Below are 18,072 nucleotides of genomic sequence, written 5' to 3'. Positions count from 1 at the left end.
CAGCGGCCGAAGACCGGTGCGTGGCGGTCGCGCCGGGCCCCGGGGCGTGCTCTTCCTCGTTGCCCGCATCGTTGCCAAATACGATCCGCACCTGGCCGCCTTCCAGCACCGGTTGCAGGCCGCTGGAAAGGAAAAGATGGTCATCCGCATCGCTCTCGCCAGAAAGCTGCTCGTCATTCTCAATGCAAAAGCACGCGACGCGCGAAGCGAGTTCGCAAATGCAACTTGACACCTCAGATAGTCGCTCATCCGTCTCGGCGCTGCGCGCCGATCCACCTTCTCCCACAAGGGGAGAAGGGGAAGCCGCCCTACTCCGCGATCCCCTCCTCATATTCCGCCGACATCGTCAGCCACTTGTCCTCGTTGAGGGCAAGTGTGTGGGCAAGTTGCGAGCGTTCCTTGGCCAGTCGCGTCGCTGTGGACGGGTCCTTCTCGTAGATCGCCGGGTTGGCGAGCTCGTCCTCGATCAGGTCGATGCGCTTGCGGATGCGGTCCATCAGCGCCTCGGTGGCGCGGATCTCCTTGGCTAGAGGCTCGAGCGCCGAGCGCCGGGCGGCGGCCTCGCGGCGACGGTCGGCCTTGGATGCCTTGTCCGCCTCCTTCTGCTCGCGACGATTTGAGGAAACGCCGGTGACCAGCGTTTTATAATCCTCCAGGTCGCCGTCATAAGGATTGACCGCGCCGTCCTTGACCAGCCACAGCCGGTCCGCCGTCGCCTCCAGAAGATGCCGGTCGTGCGAGATGAGGATCACCGCGCCAGGGAAATCGTTGAGCGCATGGATCAGTGACTCGCGGCTGTCGATGTCGAGGTGGTTGGTGGGCTCGTCGAGGATGAACAGGTTCGGCCCCTCGAAGGCCGAGAGCCCCATCAAGAGCCTCGCTTTCTCGCCACCGGACAGATCTTTCGCCGCGGTGTTCATCTTCTCGGTCGACAGCCCGAACTGCGCGACGCGGGCGCGCACCTTGGCTTCCGGCGCATCCGGCATCAGCCGGCGCACATGCTCATAGGCGCTTTCCTCGGGACGCAGATCGTCGAGCTGGTGCTGCGCGAAGATCGCCACCTTCAGGCCCGGCGCCACCGTCATCGTGCCGGTCTCGGCTTTGAGGCGGCCGGCTAGCATCTTGGCGAACGTCGATTTGCCGTTGCCGTTGGCTCCGAGCAGCGCGATGCGATCGTCGGCATCGATGCGCAGCGTCATCTTCTTCAGCACCGGATTGCCCTCGGTGTAGCCGACATTGACGCCGTTGAGCGCCACGATCGGCGAGGCCACCGTCTTCACCGGCTCGGGGAAGGAGAACGGCCGCACCGTGTCGTTCACCACCGCGGCGATCGGCTTCATCTTCTCCAGCGCCTTCAGCCGCGATTGCGCCTGCCTGGCCTTCGAGGCCTTGGCGCGAAAACGCTCGACGAAGGATTCCATATGCTTGCGCTGCGCTTCCTGCTTGACGCGGCTCTTTTCCTGCAGCTCGCGCTGCTCGGTGAGCTGGCGCTCGAACTGGTCGTAGCCGCCGCGCCAGAAGGTCAGCTTCTTCTGGTCGAGATGGACGATCGAATTGACCGCGCGGTTGAGCAGGTCGCGATCGTGCGAGATGAGCAAAACCGTGTGCGGATACTTTGCGACATAGTTCTCGAGCCAGAGCGTGCCTTCGAGGTCGAGATAGTTGGTCGGCTCGTCGAGCAACAGAAGATCGGGTTCGGAGAACAGCACGGCGGCCAAGGCCACGCGCATGCGCCAGCCGCCGGAGAAGGACGAAGCCGGGCGCTTCTGCGCCGCATCGTCGAAGCCGAGGCCGGCAAGGATGGTGGCGGCGCGGGATTCGGCCGAATGCGCATCGATGTCGGCGAGCCGTGTGTGGATTTCCGCGATGCGGTGCGGATCGGTCGCGGTCTTCTCCTCTTCCAGCAAGGCCTGCCGCTCGACATCGGCTTTCAGCACGATGTCGATCAGCGGCTCCTCGGTGCCCGGCGCTTCCTGTGCGACCTGGCCGATGCGGGTGTTTTTCGGCAGGCTGATCGAGCCGGTCTCGGAGGGGAAATCGCCGGTGACTGCCTTGAACAGTGTCGTCTTGCCGGTGCCATTGCGGCCGACGAGACCGGCCTTGGTGCCGGCCGGCAGGGTCAGCGAGGCATGATCGAGAAGCAGGCGCCCCGCCATGCGCAGCGAGAGATCGTTGATGATAAGCATGGGCGGGCTTTTGCACCGGACGTCGGCGCTTCGCAAGAGCCAGGCCTGGAGGACGGCTCGCCGTGTTCCGGGCGCCGGTCCCGAGCCCAATCAGGGAACCAGTTGCCGGCCGAAGCGTTCTGAGCCCCGTGATCCGCTATTTCGCCCTCGCGTTCATCTTCTTCCAGGTCGCCACGACCGCCGCGCTGGCGACGCAGGTGGTGCTGTTTGAGGGCGAGACGGCTGCAGTGCTCCCCTTAACCGACCCGGCAAGCGCGGCGCCGACGCTGCCAATCTCCGCCCAAGTGGGGGAGATGACCGGCAGGCCAGAGGCGGACGCGACGAAACACCTGCTGATCCAAATTTATCCTGGAAAACAATCCCAGACGTCGCCTACGCAATGACCGATAGGCCGGCGGCGCAGCGCCGCTCTGGGCTGCCGCGCGTCGAAAGCTTTTGGCCCAGGCCTGATGCTTTCCGAAAATTGACTTCAGTTTTGTCGTGACCCTGCGAATTTGGAATTGCGCTGTGAGTGGCGCGTAAGCGCCAAGAACGATCAAGAAGAGCAACAACAATAACTTGGCTTGTTTAGGAGCTCACGATGGACGGGGCGGCAAACGATCTGCGCATGCTGAGATATGTGGCGGAGATCACGCGCAGGCTGGCGAAGATGCTTTCAAGCACGCGCTATCAAATGCTTGTCTATTTTCTGGAAATGACCGCCGTCGAGGCGGACAGCCTCGCAGCCGAACAGGATCGAGGCACCGGGGCGGGCAAGCTGCCGCGCAATTGAAGGCGGCCCGAGCGGGTCCGGCTTTGACAGGTGCTGACGCTGAATACCGCTCCTCCCGCGATTCCGGAAAACCGCTGCGCGGTTATCCCGGAACCGCCTTGATCATGCGCCTTTTCAGCCGCCGATGATGCCGTCCAGGACCGCGAGGCATCTCAGCCGTCGCGCAGCGACGACCGGCCGGTCATCATGCTCGACGATGGCGCGCTCGAAATTGTCGAGCGCGTCGAGCGCGGTACGCAGATCGATGGCCGGCAGGTCCAATGAAAACAGGACGCGCCGCGCCTTGACCCCCTCGCCGGCATCGGCGCACGACTGGATGGCCACCCTGCGACGCAACGCGTCGAGCGCGGCAAAGCGGTCGGCCGACGGCGTGGCGCCGTCCGTTGCGGGCAGCATGACCTTCGGCTCAGGCCTTGGCTTTGCGCTTGCCCCTGCCGGACTCCGCGGCCGGCTTGCGGCCCAGGCCGGAAGACTTGGCGAGCGCCGAGCGAGTGGCCGAATAACTGGGCGCCACCATGGGATAGTCCGCCGGCAGGCCCCATTTCGCGCGATATTCGTCCGGCGTCAGCCCATGGTCGGTCGACAGGTGCCGCTTCAGCGACTTGAACTTCTTGCCGTCCTCGAGGCAGACGATGTAGTCGGGGAATACCGAACGCTTCGGATTGACGGCCGGCGTCTGCGGCGCGCTTTCCTTCACCGGGGCGCCCCCGGCGAGCTTGCGCACCGAAGCGCTGACGCTGGCGATCAGATCAGGCAAGCCGGATGCCGGAAGCGGGTTGTTGCCCACATAGGCCGAAACAATGTCGGCGGTCAGCTCGATTGCAGTCTTGTCGTCGATATTGGACAATTTTTTCACCTTCTGCTGGCTCTCAAATGACCAGCTGTTTTTAAGACTTTAGTCTAGGTATCTTATTGGACCTGTCCCCCAACGGACGTCCAGAGTCAGTAAACGTACGAGGCTCAATACCGAAGGTATGTTTTCACCGCGGGCCGCGACCGCGCAAGTTAGGAATTCTAATACCTACAACAAACACTTTACAGCACCGAAGCTCTGCACGGGCGAGTAAATGACGCAACAGCACTTCAATTTCTACGGGTAATTCCTGCAAAAATTGGAATTCTGGACGGAAAGCCAATAATTGCGAGCAGCGCTGGCTCTCCGATCATCGATCATGCCCGATTCGTTAGGGCAAGTCGCTTATTTCGCGGCAGCGCCGCGCCGGAGATCGGTCGGGCCGTCGGCCAGAATCTCCAGCACGCGTTTCCAGCGGGCGCAGCGGCCGAAATCCTTCTGCTCGATGGCCTTCTCAGCCTTCATGGCGGCATAGAGCTGCGCCTCGGCGCCGAATTCCTTGACCAGCCAATGCGCCTCCTGTCTGGCCCGGCGTTCGTCGTCGTCAAGCCCGCTCCCTGGCATCTTTCCTGGTACGATCCCTGGCATGGTCTTCAGCCCTCCGGACGTTCGATGCCGACAGCAATGCAACTGCCGATGACAAGGACGGCGCCAGCCATGGCCGTCATCGACAGGCTTTCGCCCGACAGCGCCAGCAGAAGCGTGGAAGCGATCGGCGTGAGGTACGCCACGACCGCGAGCCGCCCATCCTGATCGAGGCCGAGCGCGCGCGACCAGAAATAATAGCCGAGCCCCATCGGCCCGGCGCCGAGATAGAGTCCGAGCAGCAGGTCCAAGCCGCCCAGGGCGGCGACGCCGTCATGCAGACACCATGCGAAGGTCAGCGCCACGCCGATCAGCGCCGAAGGCAGCAGAAGCCGATCCGGCGGCACGGCAAGGCGGCCGACGGCAAGCGAGTAGAAGGCCATGCAAAGTGCCGAGCCGAAGGCGGCGCAATACCCGGCGGGGCTGCCCGCGAACCAGGCACGCGCGTCTCCGCCGGAGATCACCAGCGCGACGCCGGCGAAGCCAAGCGCGGCGGTCAGTCCAAGCAGCATTGGCCGTCTCGGACGGCCGAGCACGATGACAGCGGCGGCGACCATCAGCGGCCAGGTGTAGGCAACGAGATTGGCCTCGATGACCGGCATCGAGGCGAAGGCGATGTATTGCAGCACCATGGTGCCGACCAGGCCGATGAAGCCGACGGCGCAGGCGAGCACGGTACTCCCCTTCTCCCCTTGTGGGAGAAGCTGGATCGGCGCAGAGCCCCGAGACGGATGAGGGATGTTGGAAGAAACTCCTGCGTCGGCGATCCGTCCCGCCCCCTTGATCCGATCTCGCTTGGCGAGGCCACTGCCCGGGCGCGAGCCACGGGTCTCGCCCCCTCCTTCGGACTTCACAAGGGGAGAAGGGAAGAACCTGATCAGCGCAAAGACCAGCGCGGCGCCTGAGAACTGCAGGAACTGCACCTCCGATACCGGGTGATTGGCAAGCAGCGTCTTGCCGACCAAAGCGTTGGTTGCCCAGAGCGCCACGGCGCCGAAGGCAAAGGCCAGCGCCACCGGGGGAGCGGCGCTGGAACGGTCCTTCCGCCTTCCGGCGGTGACCGGGCCCAGGCTTAGCGATGCTGAAGGCGGCTGGCGACCGGCCGGATCGTCAGCCACTACCACGATTCCCTGGCTCCGCCGGAGACCGGATCGACAGCCGGCTTCGGCACGGGATGTTCTTCGGCATGGCGGCGATAGGCCGGCAGCTGGTTCGTCCAGACGTCCTCGGCGAGTTCGTTCACCCAGCCGCGGTCCTGGTCGTTGTCGGCGGCGAGGTAGAACATGCGGTTGTCGTCGACATAGGGCTTCGCCACCGAACGCTGGTTGAGCACCAGGGTGACGCGCGAGCCGAGCTGGATCGGCGCGGTGCGATGGAGCACGCCGAGGAACTGGCCGAGCGTGGCGTAATTCATCTTGTGGTCGATGCGCATGACCCTGTTACGCGGCAGGTCGCTGCCGGATTCGAGGATGGCACGCCCCGTCTCGGAATCGTCGCAATAGATTTCAAGATGGCCGCCGATCAGAGGATCGCTGATCGAGAGCGGAATGAGTTCCGTCACCGGAACGCCATCGCAGTGCCAGTCGACGGCGCCGTCCTTGGGGTTCATGAAGGTGACGGTCGAGCCGACGATAGACAGCGGATAGGGTTCGAGCTTGGTGCCCATCATGTCGGACAGCCGTTCCAGCCGCAGCTTGTCGTTGAGCAGTTCCTTGATCTCGAGAATGTAGCGGTCCGCGCCGGTGATGAAGGTGAGGTCGAGATGCTTGTGCACGGCGTGGCTGGCCTTGAGCTTGAGCGCCGCCTCCTCGATCGCGGCGAGCAGTTGCGGGTCGTAGCCGTGAAGATACTGGGCGACGCCGAAGCTCGACACTTTCCACGCCGTATCATGACCGATGATGGCTTCACGGCTCATCGCATAGCGCAGTTCGGGGATTGTATGGGCGTTCATTCTACTTCTCCAAGGTCGGGGCAACACTTGGTAAACAGTCGATTGAGCACCCTCCCCTGTAAATTTAGGAATGCTGGTGCTACTTTAAGCATAGCTAAAGGTCGAACCCCGTGCGTCTGCTCAGCCAGGTCAACTTAAACTCGCTGAAAATCGTGGAGAGCGCCGCCAGGCACCGCAACTTCACGCGCGCGGGCGAAGAGCAGTTCATTACCGCCTCCGCCGTCAGCCAGCGGGTGAAGAGCCTGGAGGACCAGCTGCGCTTCAAGATCTTCCAGCGCGGCGGCAATGCGGTGTCGCTGACGCCGGAAGGCGAGACCTACGTGGCGCGCGTGCGCGAGGCGCTGGAGCGGATCGTGGCTGCCAGCATGGAGGCGACCGGCCAATCCCAGGCGCATGTGCTGAAGATCTGCGTCTTGCCGACCTTCGCGGCGCGCTGGCTGTTTCCGCGGCTTTCCACCTTCCAGCGGCAGTATCCGGATATCGAGATGCGGGTCTCGACTTCCTATGCCACGCATGAATTCGCGACCTCCGAATACGATCTCGAGATCCGCTATGGCGACGGCAATTTCCCCGGCCTCAACTCCGCGCTGCTGTTCAAGGAGGACCTGACGCCGGTGTGCAGCCGCAAGCTGTTCCGCGAGGTGCTGGGCGATAAGCCGCTGTCCAAGGTGACGCCGGAGGACCTCAGGCACTTCACCCTGCTCCACTCCGACACCTGCACCCAGAACTGGCAGTCGTGGCTGGCTTTTGCCGGCGCGAGTTTCGTGCTTGGCGAGACCAAGAGCATCTATTTCGATTCCTGCATGATGTCCTACGAGGCGGCCAATGCCGGCATGGGCTTTGCGGTCGCCAACCGCGCCTATATGGCAAGCGACATCCGAGCCGAGCGGCTGGTCGCCCCCTTCGCGGTCCACCATCCCAACACCGCCGGCTGGTATTTCGTCAGCCCCATCAAGGCGCTTGGCGCCCGCAAGGTCGAGCTGTTCAAGCAGTGGATCATGGCCGAAGCGGCGCTGACGCAGCGCCAACTGGACCTGGAGATCGCCAACGTGCCGCTGGCGCGCGCCGCGATGGCGTGACGCGGCGGCGCAAGCGACGCAAACACACCCCTGAGAATCTCCGATCTTTGAAGGCTATAGCCGGCTAGCGCGATCGCCCCATGACGCGGCGGAGAGACTCAGCTATCTTTGGTCCTGCGGCGGGCCTGATTTTCCCGCTTGGCCGGCGCTTTCCAGCTTCCTCCCAAGCAGCGCCGGCCTTCTTCTGCGGCGGCGCCGCTTCGTCTCCCGACAACATCGTCCGCTCTCATTGCTTCGGCGGCGTGCCGGGCTGGTCGCCGCCGGTGGTCGATTGCGGCACCGGGTTCTTATCGACCTGCGGGTTTTTGTCGACGGTGTCGCTTGGCGCCTTGGTGGGCTGCACGCTGTTGTCGCAGGCGGCGAGCCCGAGCCCTGCCGCGAGAGCCAGCAGCACAGGAAGTTTCTTCATGACGACCTCCTCTCGTTCGCCCCTTTCTTCGAAGCAAACGAGGCGGCGGCGGTTTGGTTGCGCCGTCCGGCGGGAACCAACGCGCCTGTCTCCGGTTGAACCTCGTTAACTCACGAGGAGATGTCATGATCCGTCTGCTGCTCGTCGGCCTGTTCGGCTACACGGCCTATCGCGTCACGATGAGGATCATCGAGGAGGCGTCCGGCGATCTCGCGCCGCCGGACGATCGGCGGTCGCTGCGGCGCCAGTCGGCGGCGATGGGCGTCGAGCCGAAAAGGTAGATCGGCCAATCTCGCGCTTGTTGGGAAGATGGCCGGCCTATCCAGCACATGCCGGCGCGTACAGCGTCCCCTCTGCCCTGCCGGGCATCCCCCACTTGGCCGCCTTTGGGCGAGATTGGCTGTATTGCGAACAAAGCGGAAACGATGCTTGATGGGCGATGAACATCGCCGCCCGTGATTCGTCCTTCGAAACTCCTGCCTATCTTGCCCGGCTGAACGACGAGCAGCGGCTGGCGGTGGTGCATGGCGACGGCAAGGTGGCCGCGCCGCTGCTGGTGATCGCCGGCGCCGGCTCCGGCAAGACCAGCACACTGGCGCATCGCGTGGCGCACCTCATCGTCAAGGGCGCCGATCCGCGCCGCATCCTTTTGATGACCTTTTCGCGCCGCGCCGCAGCTGAAATGGCAAAGCGCGTCGAGCGCATCGCCGGCGAGGTGCTGGGCCGCGATGCCGCGATCATCGCCGATGCGCTCTCCTGGGCCGGTACTTTCCACGGTATCGGCGCCAGACTCTTGCGCGACTATGCCGATCAGATCGGCCTCGATCCGGCTTTCACCATCCACGATCGCGAGGATTCGGCCGACCTGATGAACCTTGCCCGGCACGAGCTCGGTTTTTCCAAGACCGAAAGCCGCTTCCCGACCAAAGCCACCTGCCTGCAGATCTATTCGCGGGCGGTGAACGCCCAGGCGCCGCTCGGCGAGGTGCTGGGCTCGGCCTTTCCCTGGTGCTCAGGATGGGCGGAACAGCTGAAGGAGCTGTTCGCGGCTTATGTCGAGGCCAAGCAGGCGCAGAACGTGCTCGATTACGACGACCTTTTGCTCTACTGGGCGCAGATGGCGGCCGAGCCGGAGATCGCCGCTCACCTTGGCTCCCGCTTCGACCACGTGCTGATCGACGAATACCAGGACACCAACCGGCTGCAGGCCTCTATTCTGTTGGCGCTGAAGCCGGACGGCGCGGGCTTGACCGTGGTGGGCGATGACGCACAGTCGATATATTCCTTCCGGGCCGCGGAAGTGCGCAACATTCTCGATTTCCCAAAACAGTTCGCGCAAGGCGCCGAGATCGTCATGCTGGAGCGCAATTACCGCTCGACCGAGCCGATCCTGGCCGCCGCCAACAAAGTGATCGGCGAGGCAAGCGAGCGTTTCACCAAGAATCTCTGGACCGAACGCCGGTCGTCGCACAAACCGCAACTGGTAAGCGTGCGCGACGAGGCTGAGCAGGCCAATTATGTCTGCCAGGCGATCCTTGCCGAGCGCGAGGCCGGCACGGCGCTCAAGGCGCAAGCCGTGCTGTTCCGCGCCTCGCATCACAGCGGGCCGCTGGAGGTGGAGCTCACGCGGCGCAACATCCCCTTCGTCAAATTCGGCGGGCTGAAATTCCTCGATGCCGCGCACGTGAAAGACATGCTGGCGATGCTGCGCTTTGCCGAGAACCCGCGCGACAGGGTCGCCGGCTTCCGGGTGCTGCAGTTGATGCCCGGCATCGGGCCTTCGGCCGCCTCACAGATCGTCGAGGCGATGGCGACGTCGCTCGACGAGACGCTCGGCCTTGCCCGCTTCCGGCCGCCGCAGCGCGCGGCCGAAGACTGGCCGGTCTTCCTCGACATCTACAGCGGGCTGCGCGCCGGCGCCAAATGGCCGGCCGACCTCGAGCGGGTCAGGCTCTGGTACGAGCCGCATCTGGAGCGCATCCACGAGGACGCGATCACGCGCCGGGCCGACCTGTTGCAGCTCGAGCAGATCGCGTCGGGCTATCCCTCGCGCGAGCGTTTCCTGACCGAGCTGACGCTCGACCCGCCCGACGCCACCAGCGACCAGGCCGGCCCGCCGCATCGCGACGAGGATTACCTGATCCTGTCCACGATCCATTCGGCCAAGGGCCAGGAGTGGAAGAACGTCTTCGTGCTCAACACGGTCGACGGCTGCATCCCGGCCGATCTCGGCGTCGGCACCAAGGAGGATATCGAGGAGGAGCGGCGGCTGCTCTATGTGGCGATGACGCGCGCCAAGGACAGCCTGCACCTGGTGGTGCCGCAGCGCTTTTATCCGCACAATCAGCCGGCGCGCGGCGACCGTCACGTCTATGCCTCGCGCACCCGCTTCATCCCGGCCTCGATGCTTTCGGCTTTCGAACAGTCATCCTGGGCGAGCGCGGCGATCACGGACGACCCGCGCCAAAAGCCGGGTGTCAAGGTCGATCTCGGCGCGCGCATGCGCGGAATGTGGAAATAGACGCTTACCCAAAGGCGGCTCGACACTCCTACTCAACCCCACCGCTGGTGAGGGCGCTCCGTTCCCTGCTGCGCGGGTTCGTTCAGTGGAAGGTGCCGGCGGCCTCGCCGGATAGCCTGCTGCGCGGGCTTTCGAAGCTCACCTGGTCGCGTCCGTTCGACTTCGCCTTGTAAAGATGCCTGTCCGCGACCCGAAACATGTGGTGATAGGTGGTGGGCCCGCTGAACGCGACGCCGCCGATGCTGACCGAAAGCGGGCACGGCTGCCCGCCCGGCGCGAACTCGGCCTCGCGGATACGCAGTCTGATCGACTCGGCGACCAGGAAGGAGCGTGTCGCGTCGGCGCCCGGAAGGAAGACCGCGAATTCCTCGCCGCCGATGCGTCCGACGATGTCGGCGCCGTGGAGCTGGCTCCGGATCGTGCTCGCGATCAGCTTCAGCGCCTGGTCGCCGCAATCGTGGCCGAGCCGGTCGTTGATCGACTTGAAGTGGTCGGCATCGACGATCAGCAGCGCGCCGGCTTCGGCGACCGCATGGCTGCGAGCCTTGTCGAGATAGGCCTCGACCAGCATCGAGAAAGCGCCGCGGTTGAAGACCGCCGTCAGGCTGTCGGTCGCGGCAATGATGCTGAGCTCCTTCTGGGCGATGGCCAGCTGGCGCATCTTCCACATCAGGAAGAACAGGAAGGAGCCGCCAAGGATGAGCGGCAGGAACAGGTCGGTGAGCTTGGCCCAGAGCAGCGCTTCGGGTGACAACGAGGGGAAGTTGAAGGAATCGACGAAAAAGGCCGCGGCAATGAAGAATGCCGTGCCGGCAACGGTGACCAGCGCGACCCTGCCCCAACTGGTGGGGGACAAATCGATGCGCATGGCATTGCTCCCACTACAACTGGCCTATTGTGGAGCGCGAGCGCAAACGAAGTCCTAATATATTGGCTTCAATGGGAATGTGGTTAACCAGGCGTCGAGCGCGCCGCCAGCCTGAAGAAGGCCCGCCGACGCAGCGGCGGGCTTTGCAGTTGGCCGGAAGCTCTCGTTGCGCGCCGTCAACGACGCGAAATCATCAGGCAGAGCGCCCTCAGATCACGATCATAGGTGCCTTCGCTGCTGAGCACATCGACGCAGCGCTTCTTCATCCGCGACAACTGGCTGCTCGACATTTGAGCGACGGCGGAGGACAGGTTCGTCGTTCCCGGCGGCGTCGCGCCGACGGTTCCAGGAACGGTGGCGCCCGCTCCGAGGGCGACGCCAGTGCCGCTCGTGCCGCCCGTCGTCACGTTGAGCGCGCTATTGGTGCCGTTGCCCAAAGTCGCATCGGCTCCAGCCCCGTTTGTGCCGCCGATGGATGCGGTGGCTGTGGAACTGCTGCCGCCGATGGTGGCGTTTCCGCTGCCGCCGCTTGCGCCGCCGATCGAAACCCTGGCGCTGCTGTTGCTGCCGCCGAAGGATGCATTGCCGTCAGCCCCATTTGGGCCGCCCGCATTGGCGTCGGCGTTGTTGCCGCCTACGGATACGCCGCCGAGGCCACCGACCCCGACGGTCTGGGCGTTCGCAGGCATGGCAAGAGCAACGACGATTGCACCACTCGCCAATGCGTTGGCGAATCTTTTTACGATACTGGCCATGACATTCTCCCTGTGGTTTTGTATTTCCGCCTTGCATCATTTGTTGCGCTTTTCTAGCGCGCGTAGCTTTTGAGACAGAAATACGCCGAGAGTGCCCTTTCGGTTTCTTTAGCTATTGCGCATATGACGAATCCTAGTTTTCAAAAACGATACTTCTGCTTTAAAAATATAGACGAAATTGAAGTGTTTTTTAGTTTTCCGGAATTGGCCAACCGGAATCCCGCAAGCTTCAGGCGTAGGCGCGGCCTTCTTCGGAGCGCTGGAACTGCATCAGGTCAAGCGGCACCGAGGGCCTGCCGAGGACGGTAAGGCACATATGCGCCTGGCCGCGATGGTGGGTCTGGTGATTGAAGAGATGGCTGAGCGCCGGCGCCAGCCGCTGCGAAACGGTGCGCATGTCAGTGGTCATATAGGAAAATCGCCCGGTGAGCGCCTTATCGGTCATGCCGTCCATCCAGTCGACGATCCTCCTGTCCTCGGCCTCGCGTGCCAGGCGCAAGCCCGGGAAGGCGCGATAGAGGATCGTCGCAAGGTTTGAGGGCGCGTCCCCCTCGCCGGTAAAGCGCTTCATCCAGACGCGGTCGGTGACGAGCAGGTGATTGAGCGTGCCCAGCATCGAGCCGAAGAAGGCGCCGACATCGCGGCCGAGTTCCTCTTCGCTGAGATCGGCGGCGGCATCATAGATGCGCGTGTTGGCCCATTGATTGTAGGCCGCAAACATCATGAAATGCTGTTTCATTCTTCCACCCGGCTCGCAACGAATCCCGGCTCTTCGTAACCCGCAGGAACCGTAATGACCATTCTGTTCTATGATCTCGTCGGCCACGACGCAAAACGCCCCTTCAGTCCGCATTGCTGGAAGACGAAGATGGCGCTGGCCCACAAAGGGCTCGATGCCACCAAGGTGCCGACGCGCTTCCTGGAAGTCCCCAAGGTGGAAGGCGGCGTGTCGAAGACGGTGCCGGTGATCCGCGACGGCGAGCGCGTGGTGGCCGATTCGTTTGCCATCGCACTCTATCTCGACGAAGCCTACCCCGAGCGGCCGACGTTGTTCGGCGGCGAAGGCGGCAAGGCGACGGCGCGCTTCATCGAACGCTGGTCGCAGCTCACCATCCATCCTTACCTCATGACGGTGCTGCTGACCGATCTGCACAGCATGCAGGACGAGGCGAACCGCGCCTATTTCCGCGAGAGCCGCGAGCAGCGGCTCGGCAAGCGGCTCGAAGAGGTGGTGGCCGGCCGCGACACGGGGCTTGTCGGCTTTCGTGCCTCGCTCGAGCCGCTGCGCTCGATGCTCAGCTACCAGCCTTTCATCGGCGGGACATCGCCGCTGTTTGCCGATTACATCGTGTTCGGGGCGCTGCAATGGGCGCGCGTCGCCTCGCCCTACCAGCTGCTCGAGACGGGCGACGGCGTTGCCGAATGGTTCGAACGCTGCCTCGACCTGCATGGCGGAATCGGCCGGCAGGTCGCCGCGGCGGCCTAAGGCGCTAATCTTCCTCTTGTGGGAAGATGTCGCCGAAGGTGACAGAGTGGGCGCCTCAACAGCTGCGGTGCCTACTTGCGAGAGAAGAAGTCGGCGTTTCACGCGCGGCGCCCCGCTCTGGCCTGCCGGCCATCTCCCCCTCAAGGCGGGAATTTTCCGGCTTCATCGTTTTCGACCAGCCTGACGCAGATCGGATCGCCCCCTCCCATGCGGGCGCATTGCCATTCCGGGCCGAAGCCGAAATTCTGCTGTCCGGTTTGCGGAAAGAACAGCAGGACGAAGACGATCACGGCAAGGACCACGGCCATCAAGAAAATGCCGGCGATATCGTCGCGTCTGAGGTAGAGCCGGTTCATCGCCTCCTGCTCCGCTGCCGCGGCGCTCCGGACTGCACGCGAAGCGCGCTCTCAGCCGTCTAATTATCCCGCAAACGGCCGGCCTTGACCAGAAGCCGCCTCCCCTTGGCAAGCCGCAAAGCGGCTTGTATAGAGCCCGCCACTCCAATTTCCATTCCCAGAACAAGGACAAACCAATGGCGATCGAACGCACCTTCTCCATGATCAAGCCGGATGCCACCAAGCGCAATCTGACCGGCGCCATCACCAAGATGCTGGAAGACGCGGGCCTCAGCGTCGTCGCGTCGCGTCGCGTATGGATGAGCCGCCGCGAGGCCGAAGGCTTCTACGCCGTCCACAAGGAGCGTCCTTTCTTCGGCGAGCTCGTCGAGTTCATGTCGTCGGGCCCGACCGTCGTGCAGGTGCTGGAGGGCGACAACGCCATTGCCAAGAACCGCGAAGTGATGGGCGCCACCAACCCGGCCAATGCCGCCGAGGGCACCATCCGCAAGGTGCATGCGCTGTCGATCGGCGAAAATTCGGTGCACGGCTCGGACGCGCCGGAGACCGCCGCGCAGGAGATCAGGTACTGGTTCTCCGACACCGAGATCGTCGGCTGACACGCTACGGTTCCGGCAATGAAGGCGGCTCTCGGGCCGCCTTTTTGTTGGAGCAGCCGGCCGGGCACGCTCTAGGAACGGGCGATTGCCCGCGGCAGCGCCGGAGGCCTCCGAGCCGGCGAGAAGTGCCATGCTCTCCTCCCTGATCACCTGGTGATCGGCAAGCGGTTGAACCTGGCCGCCATGAGATGGCCGAGCCAGGCCGACGCAAGCGACAGCACCACCACACTGACAAGATAGGTCGCCGCAAGGCCGAGGTCGCCCTCGAGAAGCAGAATGAAGGTGTCGAGGCTCATCGACGAAAAAGTGGTGAGACCGCCGCAGAAGCCGCCGGTCACGAACTGGCGGCCGGCCGGGCCGATCATCAGGCGTCCATCCGGCCGGGTCAGCGTGGAAAAGAACATGATGACCCAGGAGCCGACGACGTTGACGAACGCCGTTGCAAGCAGCGCGCTCCAGCCCAGCAGGGAGACGACGACGTAGCCGCACAGGAAGCGCGCCAGCGAACCGATGGCCGCGCCGCAGCCCACCGCCAGATAAAGCCGCATGGCTGTCTGTCTATCGTTTCCAAGCATAGGCCCTACCCTGCCATCCGCTCGACGGTCCAAAAGCCAAAGGCGACGGCAAGCACGCAGAGCGCCGCCGAGGCGACGACGTTGAGAGCGGCGAGCCGCCTCTCGTCGTCGAGCGCGAGGTTCAGCGTCTGTAGGCAGAAGGACGAAACCGTGGTGTAGCCGCCGAACAGCCCGACCACGATCAGGTCGCGCACGAGTTCGGCGGAAAAGATGCCGCCGACGGCCCGCGCCGCGCCGGCGAAGGCGCCGATGGCAAGCGCGCCGGAGACGTTGACTACCAGCGTGCCCCAGGGAAAGGTCTCGCCGACGCTGCGGCCGACAAGGCCCGACAGGAAGAAGCGGGAAATACCGCCGAGGAAGCCGCCGATCAGGACCAGGGCGCAGGCCGCAAGGCTCATCGCTTCATTGCCTTTCCACAAAGCGATTCCTCGCGGGAATCGCGCCATCAAGACAGGCATGTGCGAGCGGAAAAAACAAATCCTGCCGCGCGAAAGCACGCCTGGCAGGAGTCATCAGCCCGAATGCGAAAAGCTCGGGCGGTTTCGGGGGAACCCCATCCCCATTTGACGAGGGAAACTAGGTGGTCGCGGGGTCGCGGTCAATCGGGGCAACTAGGGTTGCGCCGCGTTCCTTTCGCGCCCCCTTAACATTTGCCGAATCCGCTATGGTGGCGGACGAGAGACCGGAACTCCAGGGGTGGCCGCTGACGCAGAAGCAGCCGCGATCCCTCGTCTCTATGCGTTTCCGGCGTGTCGGGAATCTTGCGAACCAAGCCAGGTTACGACGTGACCTTCTTCAGCACGATGGTCTGTGGCTTGACGTCCAGCGGATCGACCTGGTGGCGAGTGTCGGTGACGAAGATCAGCCGGTCATCGACCGTTATGCGGGCCTGCAGAGCGTAGGTCCTGCCGGGCTGGATCGCCTTGGGATCGAAGCCGATCTCGAATTTGATCGGCACTTGGCCGGCCAGCACGATCTTGCGCTGGCCGAGGAGCGTCGCCGGCGCGTCGGCCAGCGAGATGTCGGCGAGCTCGACCGAAAGCACGGCATTGGGCGGCAGCGCGATGCGCTCGCGATAGGTCACCTCGCCGGCAATCGTCTTTTCGGCGGCACTGGTGAACTCCGGTACCGCAAGCACGCCGACCACCAGCGGCACAAGGCCGAAGATGAAAAATTCCGCAATCCTGTCCAGCATAAGATTGCTCCCGCCCAGCAAATCAAACCGATTTGCAAGGTCGGGAAGGATTGCGGTCGTTCGATGGCCTTGGGGAGGAAATTTCGCCGGCTTGTCCCTCAGGCGGATTGCCAACCGAAATTGCGAAGAGCAGTTCGGGGCGACCCTCTTCTCCCCAAGGGGAAAAGGTGCTGCGAAGCGCGCCAGATGGGGCGATCGCCAAGGCAATGCCGTCCTGGCTTACTTGTCCGGGGTCTTCCAACGATCCGCGGCTTCGTCGTCGGCTTCCTTGGCCTCGACCCAGCCGCCTTCGGAGCCGTCGGCACGGTGCTCCTTCTTCCAGAAGGGCGCGCGCGACTTCAGGTAATCCATCAGGAAATTCGCCGCCTCGAAGGCCGCCTGGCGATGCGCGGAGGCCGCGACCACCAGCACGATGTTTTCGCCCGGCGTGATTTTTCCATGGCGGTGTACGACGGTGAGCCCCTGCAGCGGCCAACGCCCGATGGCCTCAGTGGCGATGCGGCCGATCTCGACCTCGGCCATGCCGGGATAGTGCTCGAGTTCGAGGGCGGCGAGCGCGCCCTGCTCGTCACGGCAGAGACCGGAGAAGGTGACTACGGCGCCGATATCGGCATGGCCCTCGGTCAGCGCGGCAATCTCGGCGGCGACGTCGAAATCCTCGCGCTGGACGCGGATGGCCGGCACGACCGTGCTCGCCATCTCAGCCCCCGGTCATCGGCGGAAACAGCGCGATCTCGAGCGCGCCCGCGATTTTCTCGCGATGGCCGACATGTTCCTGGTTGATGGCGACGCGAATGACGTCCGGATATTGCAGCGCGTTTTCGTATTCCTCGCCGCGCGACTTCAGCCAGCGCAACAGGTCGGCGACGGTCTCGACTCCGGCGGGCAGTTCGACATGCTCTTCCGGCTTGCCGATCCGCTCGCGCACCCAGGCGAAATAGATGAGCTTAGTCGACATCTCACTCGTCCATGATGTGTTTCAGGCCGGCGCGGAAATAGTCGTAGCCGGTGTAGAGGGTGACAAGTGCCGCGATCCACAAGAGCACCAGGCCGATTTGGGTGGTCAGCGGGAAGATCTTGTCGCCGGCCGGGCCGACGAGCAGGAAGGCGATGGCGACCATCTGGATGGTCGTCTTCCATTTGGCGAGCTGCGTCACCGGCACCGAGACCTTCAGCGCCGCCAGATATTCGCGCAGGCCCGAGACAAGAATCTCGCGGCACAGGATGATGATCGCCGCCCAGAGCGACCAACCGGCAATGCCGGCATGGCGATCGGTGTCGGCGGCGAGCAAGAGCAGGCAGGTGGCGACCAGGAGCTTGTCGGCGATCGGGTCCAGCATCTTGCCGATGTTGGAGGTCTGCTGCCAGGCGCGCGCGAAATAGCCGTCGAAATAGTCGGTGACGGAGGCGAGCAGGAAGATGGCGAGCGCCGACCAGCGGGCGAAGTCGGAGGACTTCAGATGGCCTTCGAGAAAAAAGCACAGCACCACCAGCGGCACCGCGATGATGCGGGCGTAGGTGAGGATGTTCGGCAGGTTGAAAGCGCGCTGGGCCATATCTGATCGGGATCTCTCTCCGCCTGCCTACTCAAATCAGAAGCCAATGTGGGGGGTCAACAGGCGAGATTCGATTGGTCAACCCAAAATAGGCGCAAGAATGGTCAGCTGTCATGAAAATGGTTGTAGACCAGCTTCGCCACGTGCTCGGAAATGCCGTCGACCTTGATCAGGTCCTCGACCGCGGCGCGGCTGACCGCCTTGGCGGTGCCGAAATGATGGAGCAGCGCCCGCTTGCGGCCGGGGCCGATGCCGGCGATCTCGTCGAGCGGGCTCTTGACCATCTCCTTCTTGCGGCGGGCGCGGTGGGGGCCGAAGGCGGAGCG

At 63.9% G+C, this 18,072-nt stretch carries 25 protein-coding genes, 1 pseudogene and 1 riboswitch; of the genes and pseudogenes, 8 read left to right on the top strand and 18 right to left on the bottom strand.

What is annotated here, in order from left to right:
• Positions 1 to 229, top strand: a pseudogene (locus EOA32_RS17450) (IS110 family transposase); the annotation flags it as partial.
• Positions 230 to 308: 79 nt separating this feature from the next.
• On the opposite strand, the gene EOA32_RS17445 reads toward EOA32_RS17450, so the two are convergent.
• A complete protein-coding gene (locus EOA32_RS17445; protein ID WP_128372406.1) occupies positions 309 to 2,186 on the bottom strand; it encodes an ABC-F family ATP-binding cassette domain-containing protein in 1,878 nt (625 codons plus the stop codon).
• Positions 2,187 to 2,314: 128 nt separating this feature from the next.
• Between EOA32_RS17445 and EOA32_RS17440 the strand changes: the two genes are divergently transcribed.
• Both EOA32_RS17440 and EOA32_RS17435 read left to right on the top strand, forming a co-directional pair.
• Entirely contained in the window at positions 2,315 to 2,569 is a 255-nt protein-coding gene (locus EOA32_RS17440; protein WP_095779140.1) for a hypothetical protein, read from the top strand.
• A 197-nt stretch (positions 2,570 to 2,766) separates the two neighbouring features.
• Positions 2,767 to 2,958 carry a hypothetical protein gene (locus EOA32_RS17435; RefSeq protein WP_095779141.1) on the top strand — a complete coding sequence of 64 codons (192 nt, stop codon included), beginning with the start codon at positions 2,767 to 2,769 and terminating at the stop codon, positions 2,956 to 2,958.
• A gap of 114 nt (positions 2,959 to 3,072) precedes the next feature.
• Here EOA32_RS17435 and EOA32_RS17430 read toward each other — a convergent pair whose 3' ends face one another.
• From EOA32_RS17430 to EOA32_RS38655, 5 genes are all read right to left on the bottom strand, one after another.
• A complete protein-coding gene (locus EOA32_RS17430) occupies positions 3,073 to 3,354 on the bottom strand; it encodes a hypothetical protein (RefSeq protein ID WP_128372405.1) in 282 nt (93 codons plus the stop codon).
• Between the two features lie 10 nt (positions 3,355 to 3,364).
• Positions 3,365 to 3,805, bottom strand: coding sequence for a MucR family transcriptional regulator (locus EOA32_RS17425; protein WP_095829303.1), 441 nt, complete (start codon positions 3,803 to 3,805; stop codon positions 3,365 to 3,367).
• Positions 3,806 to 4,156: 351 nt separating this feature from the next.
• Positions 4,157 to 4,399, bottom strand: a complete 243-nt coding sequence (locus EOA32_RS17420) for a hypothetical protein (protein ID WP_245299618.1) — start codon at positions 4,397 to 4,399, stop codon at positions 4,157 to 4,159.
• A 5-nt stretch (positions 4,400 to 4,404) separates the two neighbouring features.
• The gene (locus tag EOA32_RS39910) at positions 4,405 to 5,466 is read right to left on the bottom strand and encodes an EamA family transporter (RefSeq protein WP_245299619.1); all 1,062 of its coding nucleotides are present in this window, start codon (positions 5,464 to 5,466) and stop codon (positions 4,405 to 4,407) included.
• A 47-nt stretch (positions 5,467 to 5,513) separates the two neighbouring features.
• Complete coding sequence (locus EOA32_RS38655; protein WP_189407193.1) at positions 5,514 to 6,347, bottom strand: hypothetical protein; 834 nt, start codon at positions 6,345 to 6,347, stop codon at positions 5,514 to 5,516.
• A 110-nt stretch (positions 6,348 to 6,457) separates the two neighbouring features.
• Here EOA32_RS38655 and EOA32_RS17395 point away from each other — a divergent pair, with 110 nt between their 5' ends.
• Positions 6,458 to 7,426 (top strand): LysR substrate-binding domain-containing protein, encoded by a 969-nt coding sequence (locus tag EOA32_RS17395; RefSeq protein WP_066995818.1) that lies wholly within the window; start codon positions 6,458 to 6,460, stop codon positions 7,424 to 7,426.
• Between the two features lie 226 nt (positions 7,427 to 7,652).
• Here EOA32_RS17395 and EOA32_RS17390 read toward each other — a convergent pair whose 3' ends face one another.
• Positions 7,653 to 7,835: a hypothetical protein gene (locus tag EOA32_RS17390; RefSeq protein WP_067330410.1), complete on the bottom strand. Its 183-nt coding sequence runs from the start codon at positions 7,833 to 7,835 to the stop codon at positions 7,653 to 7,655.
• Positions 7,836 to 7,960: 125 nt separating this feature from the next.
• Between EOA32_RS17390 and EOA32_RS38650 the strand changes: the two genes are divergently transcribed.
• Both EOA32_RS38650 and EOA32_RS17385 read left to right on the top strand, forming a co-directional pair.
• The gene (locus tag EOA32_RS38650) at positions 7,961 to 8,116 is read left to right on the top strand and encodes a hypothetical protein (RefSeq protein WP_082954124.1); all 156 of its coding nucleotides are present in this window, start codon (positions 7,961 to 7,963) and stop codon (positions 8,114 to 8,116) included.
• 158 nt (positions 8,117 to 8,274) lie between these two features.
• Complete coding sequence (locus EOA32_RS17385) at positions 8,275 to 10,356, top strand: ATP-dependent helicase (RefSeq protein WP_128372404.1); 2,082 nt, start codon at positions 8,275 to 8,277, stop codon at positions 10,354 to 10,356.
• Positions 10,357 to 10,438: 82 nt separating this feature from the next.
• On the opposite strand, the gene EOA32_RS17380 is transcribed toward EOA32_RS17385, so the two are convergent.
• The 3 genes from EOA32_RS17380 to EOA32_RS17370 form a co-directional block, all read right to left on the bottom strand.
• On the bottom strand, positions 10,439 to 11,224 hold the full coding sequence (locus tag EOA32_RS17380) for a GGDEF domain-containing protein (protein ID WP_095800041.1): 786 nt from the start codon (positions 11,222 to 11,224) through the stop codon (positions 10,439 to 10,441).
• Positions 11,225 to 11,400: 176 nt separating this feature from the next.
• Positions 11,401 to 11,979: a hypothetical protein gene (locus EOA32_RS17375; RefSeq protein WP_128372403.1), complete on the bottom strand. Its 579-nt coding sequence runs from the start codon at positions 11,977 to 11,979 to the stop codon at positions 11,401 to 11,403.
• Positions 11,980 to 12,208: 229 nt separating this feature from the next.
• Positions 12,209 to 12,718 carry a DinB family protein gene (locus tag EOA32_RS17370; RefSeq protein ID WP_066995808.1) on the bottom strand — a complete coding sequence of 170 codons (510 nt, stop codon included), beginning with the start codon at positions 12,716 to 12,718 and terminating at the stop codon, positions 12,209 to 12,211.
• Positions 12,719 to 12,772: 54 nt separating this feature from the next.
• Between EOA32_RS17370 and EOA32_RS17365 the strand changes: the two genes are divergently transcribed.
• Positions 12,773 to 13,465, top strand: a complete 693-nt coding sequence (locus EOA32_RS17365) for a glutathione S-transferase family protein (RefSeq protein WP_066995806.1) — start codon at positions 12,773 to 12,775, stop codon at positions 13,463 to 13,465.
• 140 nt (positions 13,466 to 13,605) lie between these two features.
• Here EOA32_RS17365 and EOA32_RS17360 read toward each other — a convergent pair whose 3' ends face one another.
• The gene (locus EOA32_RS17360; RefSeq protein ID WP_095829230.1) at positions 13,606 to 13,821 is read right to left on the bottom strand and encodes a hypothetical protein; all 216 of its coding nucleotides are present in this window, start codon (positions 13,819 to 13,821) and stop codon (positions 13,606 to 13,608) included.
• A gap of 176 nt (positions 13,822 to 13,997) precedes the next feature.
• Between EOA32_RS17360 and ndk the strand changes: the two genes are divergently transcribed.
• Positions 13,998 to 14,420, top strand: coding sequence for a nucleoside-diphosphate kinase (gene ndk / locus EOA32_RS17355; protein WP_095829231.1), 423 nt, complete (start codon positions 13,998 to 14,000; stop codon positions 14,418 to 14,420).
• Between the two features lie 146 nt (positions 14,421 to 14,566).
• Here ndk and crcB (EOA32_RS17350) read toward each other — a convergent pair whose 3' ends face one another.
• The 7 genes from crcB (EOA32_RS17350) to EOA32_RS17320 all read right to left on the bottom strand — a co-directional run.
• A complete protein-coding gene (gene crcB, locus EOA32_RS17350; RefSeq protein ID WP_245299616.1) occupies positions 14,567 to 14,968 on the bottom strand; it encodes a fluoride efflux transporter CrcB in 402 nt (133 codons plus the stop codon).
• 32 nt (positions 14,969 to 15,000) lie between these two features.
• The gene (gene crcB, locus EOA32_RS17345; protein WP_095779149.1) at positions 15,001 to 15,393 is read right to left on the bottom strand and encodes a fluoride efflux transporter CrcB; all 393 of its coding nucleotides are present in this window, start codon (positions 15,391 to 15,393) and stop codon (positions 15,001 to 15,003) included.
• Between the two features lie 98 nt (positions 15,394 to 15,491).
• A riboswitch (Fluoride riboswitch) is annotated at positions 15,492 to 15,565 on the bottom strand.
• A 208-nt stretch (positions 15,566 to 15,773) separates the two neighbouring features.
• Positions 15,774 to 16,190, bottom strand: coding sequence for a YbaY family lipoprotein (locus tag EOA32_RS17340; protein ID WP_128372402.1), 417 nt, complete (start codon positions 16,188 to 16,190; stop codon positions 15,774 to 15,776).
• Positions 16,191 to 16,409: 219 nt separating this feature from the next.
• Positions 16,410 to 16,889, bottom strand: a complete 480-nt coding sequence (locus EOA32_RS17335) for a molybdenum cofactor biosynthesis protein MoaE (protein ID WP_128372401.1) — start codon at positions 16,887 to 16,889, stop codon at positions 16,410 to 16,412.
• Position 16,890: 1 nt separating this feature from the next.
• On the bottom strand, positions 16,891 to 17,148 hold the full coding sequence (gene moaD, locus EOA32_RS17330; RefSeq protein WP_066995792.1) for a molybdopterin converting factor subunit 1: 258 nt from the start codon (positions 17,146 to 17,148) through the stop codon (positions 16,891 to 16,893).
• Between the two features lies 1 nt (position 17,149).
• Positions 17,150 to 17,746 carry a CDP-diacylglycerol--glycerol-3-phosphate 3-phosphatidyltransferase gene (gene pgsA, locus EOA32_RS17325; RefSeq protein WP_066995790.1) on the bottom strand — a complete coding sequence of 199 codons (597 nt, stop codon included), beginning with the start codon at positions 17,744 to 17,746 and terminating at the stop codon, positions 17,150 to 17,152.
• A 104-nt stretch (positions 17,747 to 17,850) separates the two neighbouring features.
• A partial coding sequence (locus EOA32_RS17320; RefSeq protein WP_245499308.1) for a helix-hairpin-helix domain-containing protein occupies positions 17,851 to 18,072 on the bottom strand: 222 nt, incomplete at its 5' end.

The sequence above is a fragment of the Mesorhizobium sp. M1A.F.Ca.ET.072.01.1.1 genome (assembly GCF_004023325.1).
Classification (GTDB): domain Bacteria; phylum Pseudomonadota; class Alphaproteobacteria; order Rhizobiales; family Rhizobiaceae; genus Mesorhizobium.
This window is presented reverse-complemented; position numbering and strand designations above follow the sequence as displayed.

Coding starts and splice junctions, on each gene's coding strand:
- EOA32_RS17445 (WP_128372406.1), bottom strand. CDS start 2,186: ATGCTTATCATCAACGATCTCTCGCTGCGCATGGCGGGGCGCCTGCTT.
- EOA32_RS17435 (WP_095779141.1), top strand. CDS start 2,767: ATGGACGGGGCGGCAAACGATCTGCGCATGCTGAGATATGTGGCGGAG.
- EOA32_RS17430 (WP_128372405.1), bottom strand. CDS start 3,354: ATGCTGCCCGCAACGGACGGCGCCACGCCGTCGGCCGACCGCTTTGCC.
- EOA32_RS17420 (WP_245299618.1), bottom strand. CDS start 4,399: ATGCCAGGGATCGTACCAGGAAAGATGCCAGGGAGCGGGCTTGACGAC.
- EOA32_RS38655 (WP_189407193.1), bottom strand. CDS start 6,347: ATGAACGCCCATACAATCCCCGAACTGCGCTATGCGATGAGCCGTGAA.
- EOA32_RS17390 (WP_067330410.1), bottom strand. CDS start 7,835: ATGAAGAAACTTCCTGTGCTGCTGGCTCTCGCGGCAGGGCTCGGGCTC.
- EOA32_RS38650 (WP_082954124.1), top strand. CDS start 7,961: ATGATCCGTCTGCTGCTCGTCGGCCTGTTCGGCTACACGGCCTATCGC.
- EOA32_RS17385 (WP_128372404.1), top strand. CDS start 8,275: ATGAACATCGCCGCCCGTGATTCGTCCTTCGAAACTCCTGCCTATCTT.
- EOA32_RS17380 (WP_095800041.1), bottom strand. CDS start 11,224: ATGCGCATCGATTTGTCCCCCACCAGTTGGGGCAGGGTCGCGCTGGTC.
- EOA32_RS17375 (WP_128372403.1), bottom strand. CDS start 11,979: ATGGCCAGTATCGTAAAAAGATTCGCCAACGCATTGGCGAGTGGTGCA.
- EOA32_RS17370 (WP_066995808.1), bottom strand. CDS start 12,718: ATGAAACAGCATTTCATGATGTTTGCGGCCTACAATCAATGGGCCAAC.
- EOA32_RS17365 (WP_066995806.1), top strand. CDS start 12,773: ATGACCATTCTGTTCTATGATCTCGTCGGCCACGACGCAAAACGCCCC.
- EOA32_RS17360 (WP_095829230.1), bottom strand. CDS start 13,821: ATGAACCGGCTCTACCTCAGACGCGACGATATCGCCGGCATTTTCTTG.
- ndk (WP_095829231.1), top strand. CDS start 13,998: ATGGCGATCGAACGCACCTTCTCCATGATCAAGCCGGATGCCACCAAG.
- crcB (WP_245299616.1), bottom strand. CDS start 14,968: ATGCGGCTTTATCTGGCGGTGGGCTGCGGCGCGGCCATCGGTTCGCTG.
- crcB (WP_095779149.1), bottom strand. CDS start 15,393: ATGAGCCTTGCGGCCTGCGCCCTGGTCCTGATCGGCGGCTTCCTCGGC.
- EOA32_RS17340 (WP_128372402.1), bottom strand. CDS start 16,190: ATGCTGGACAGGATTGCGGAATTTTTCATCTTCGGCCTTGTGCCGCTG.
- EOA32_RS17335 (WP_128372401.1), bottom strand. CDS start 16,889: ATGGCGAGCACGGTCGTGCCGGCCATCCGCGTCCAGCGCGAGGATTTC.
- moaD (WP_066995792.1), bottom strand. CDS start 17,148: ATGTCGACTAAGCTCATCTATTTCGCCTGGGTGCGCGAGCGGATCGGC.
- pgsA (WP_066995790.1), bottom strand. CDS start 17,746: ATGGCCCAGCGCGCTTTCAACCTGCCGAACATCCTCACCTACGCCCGC.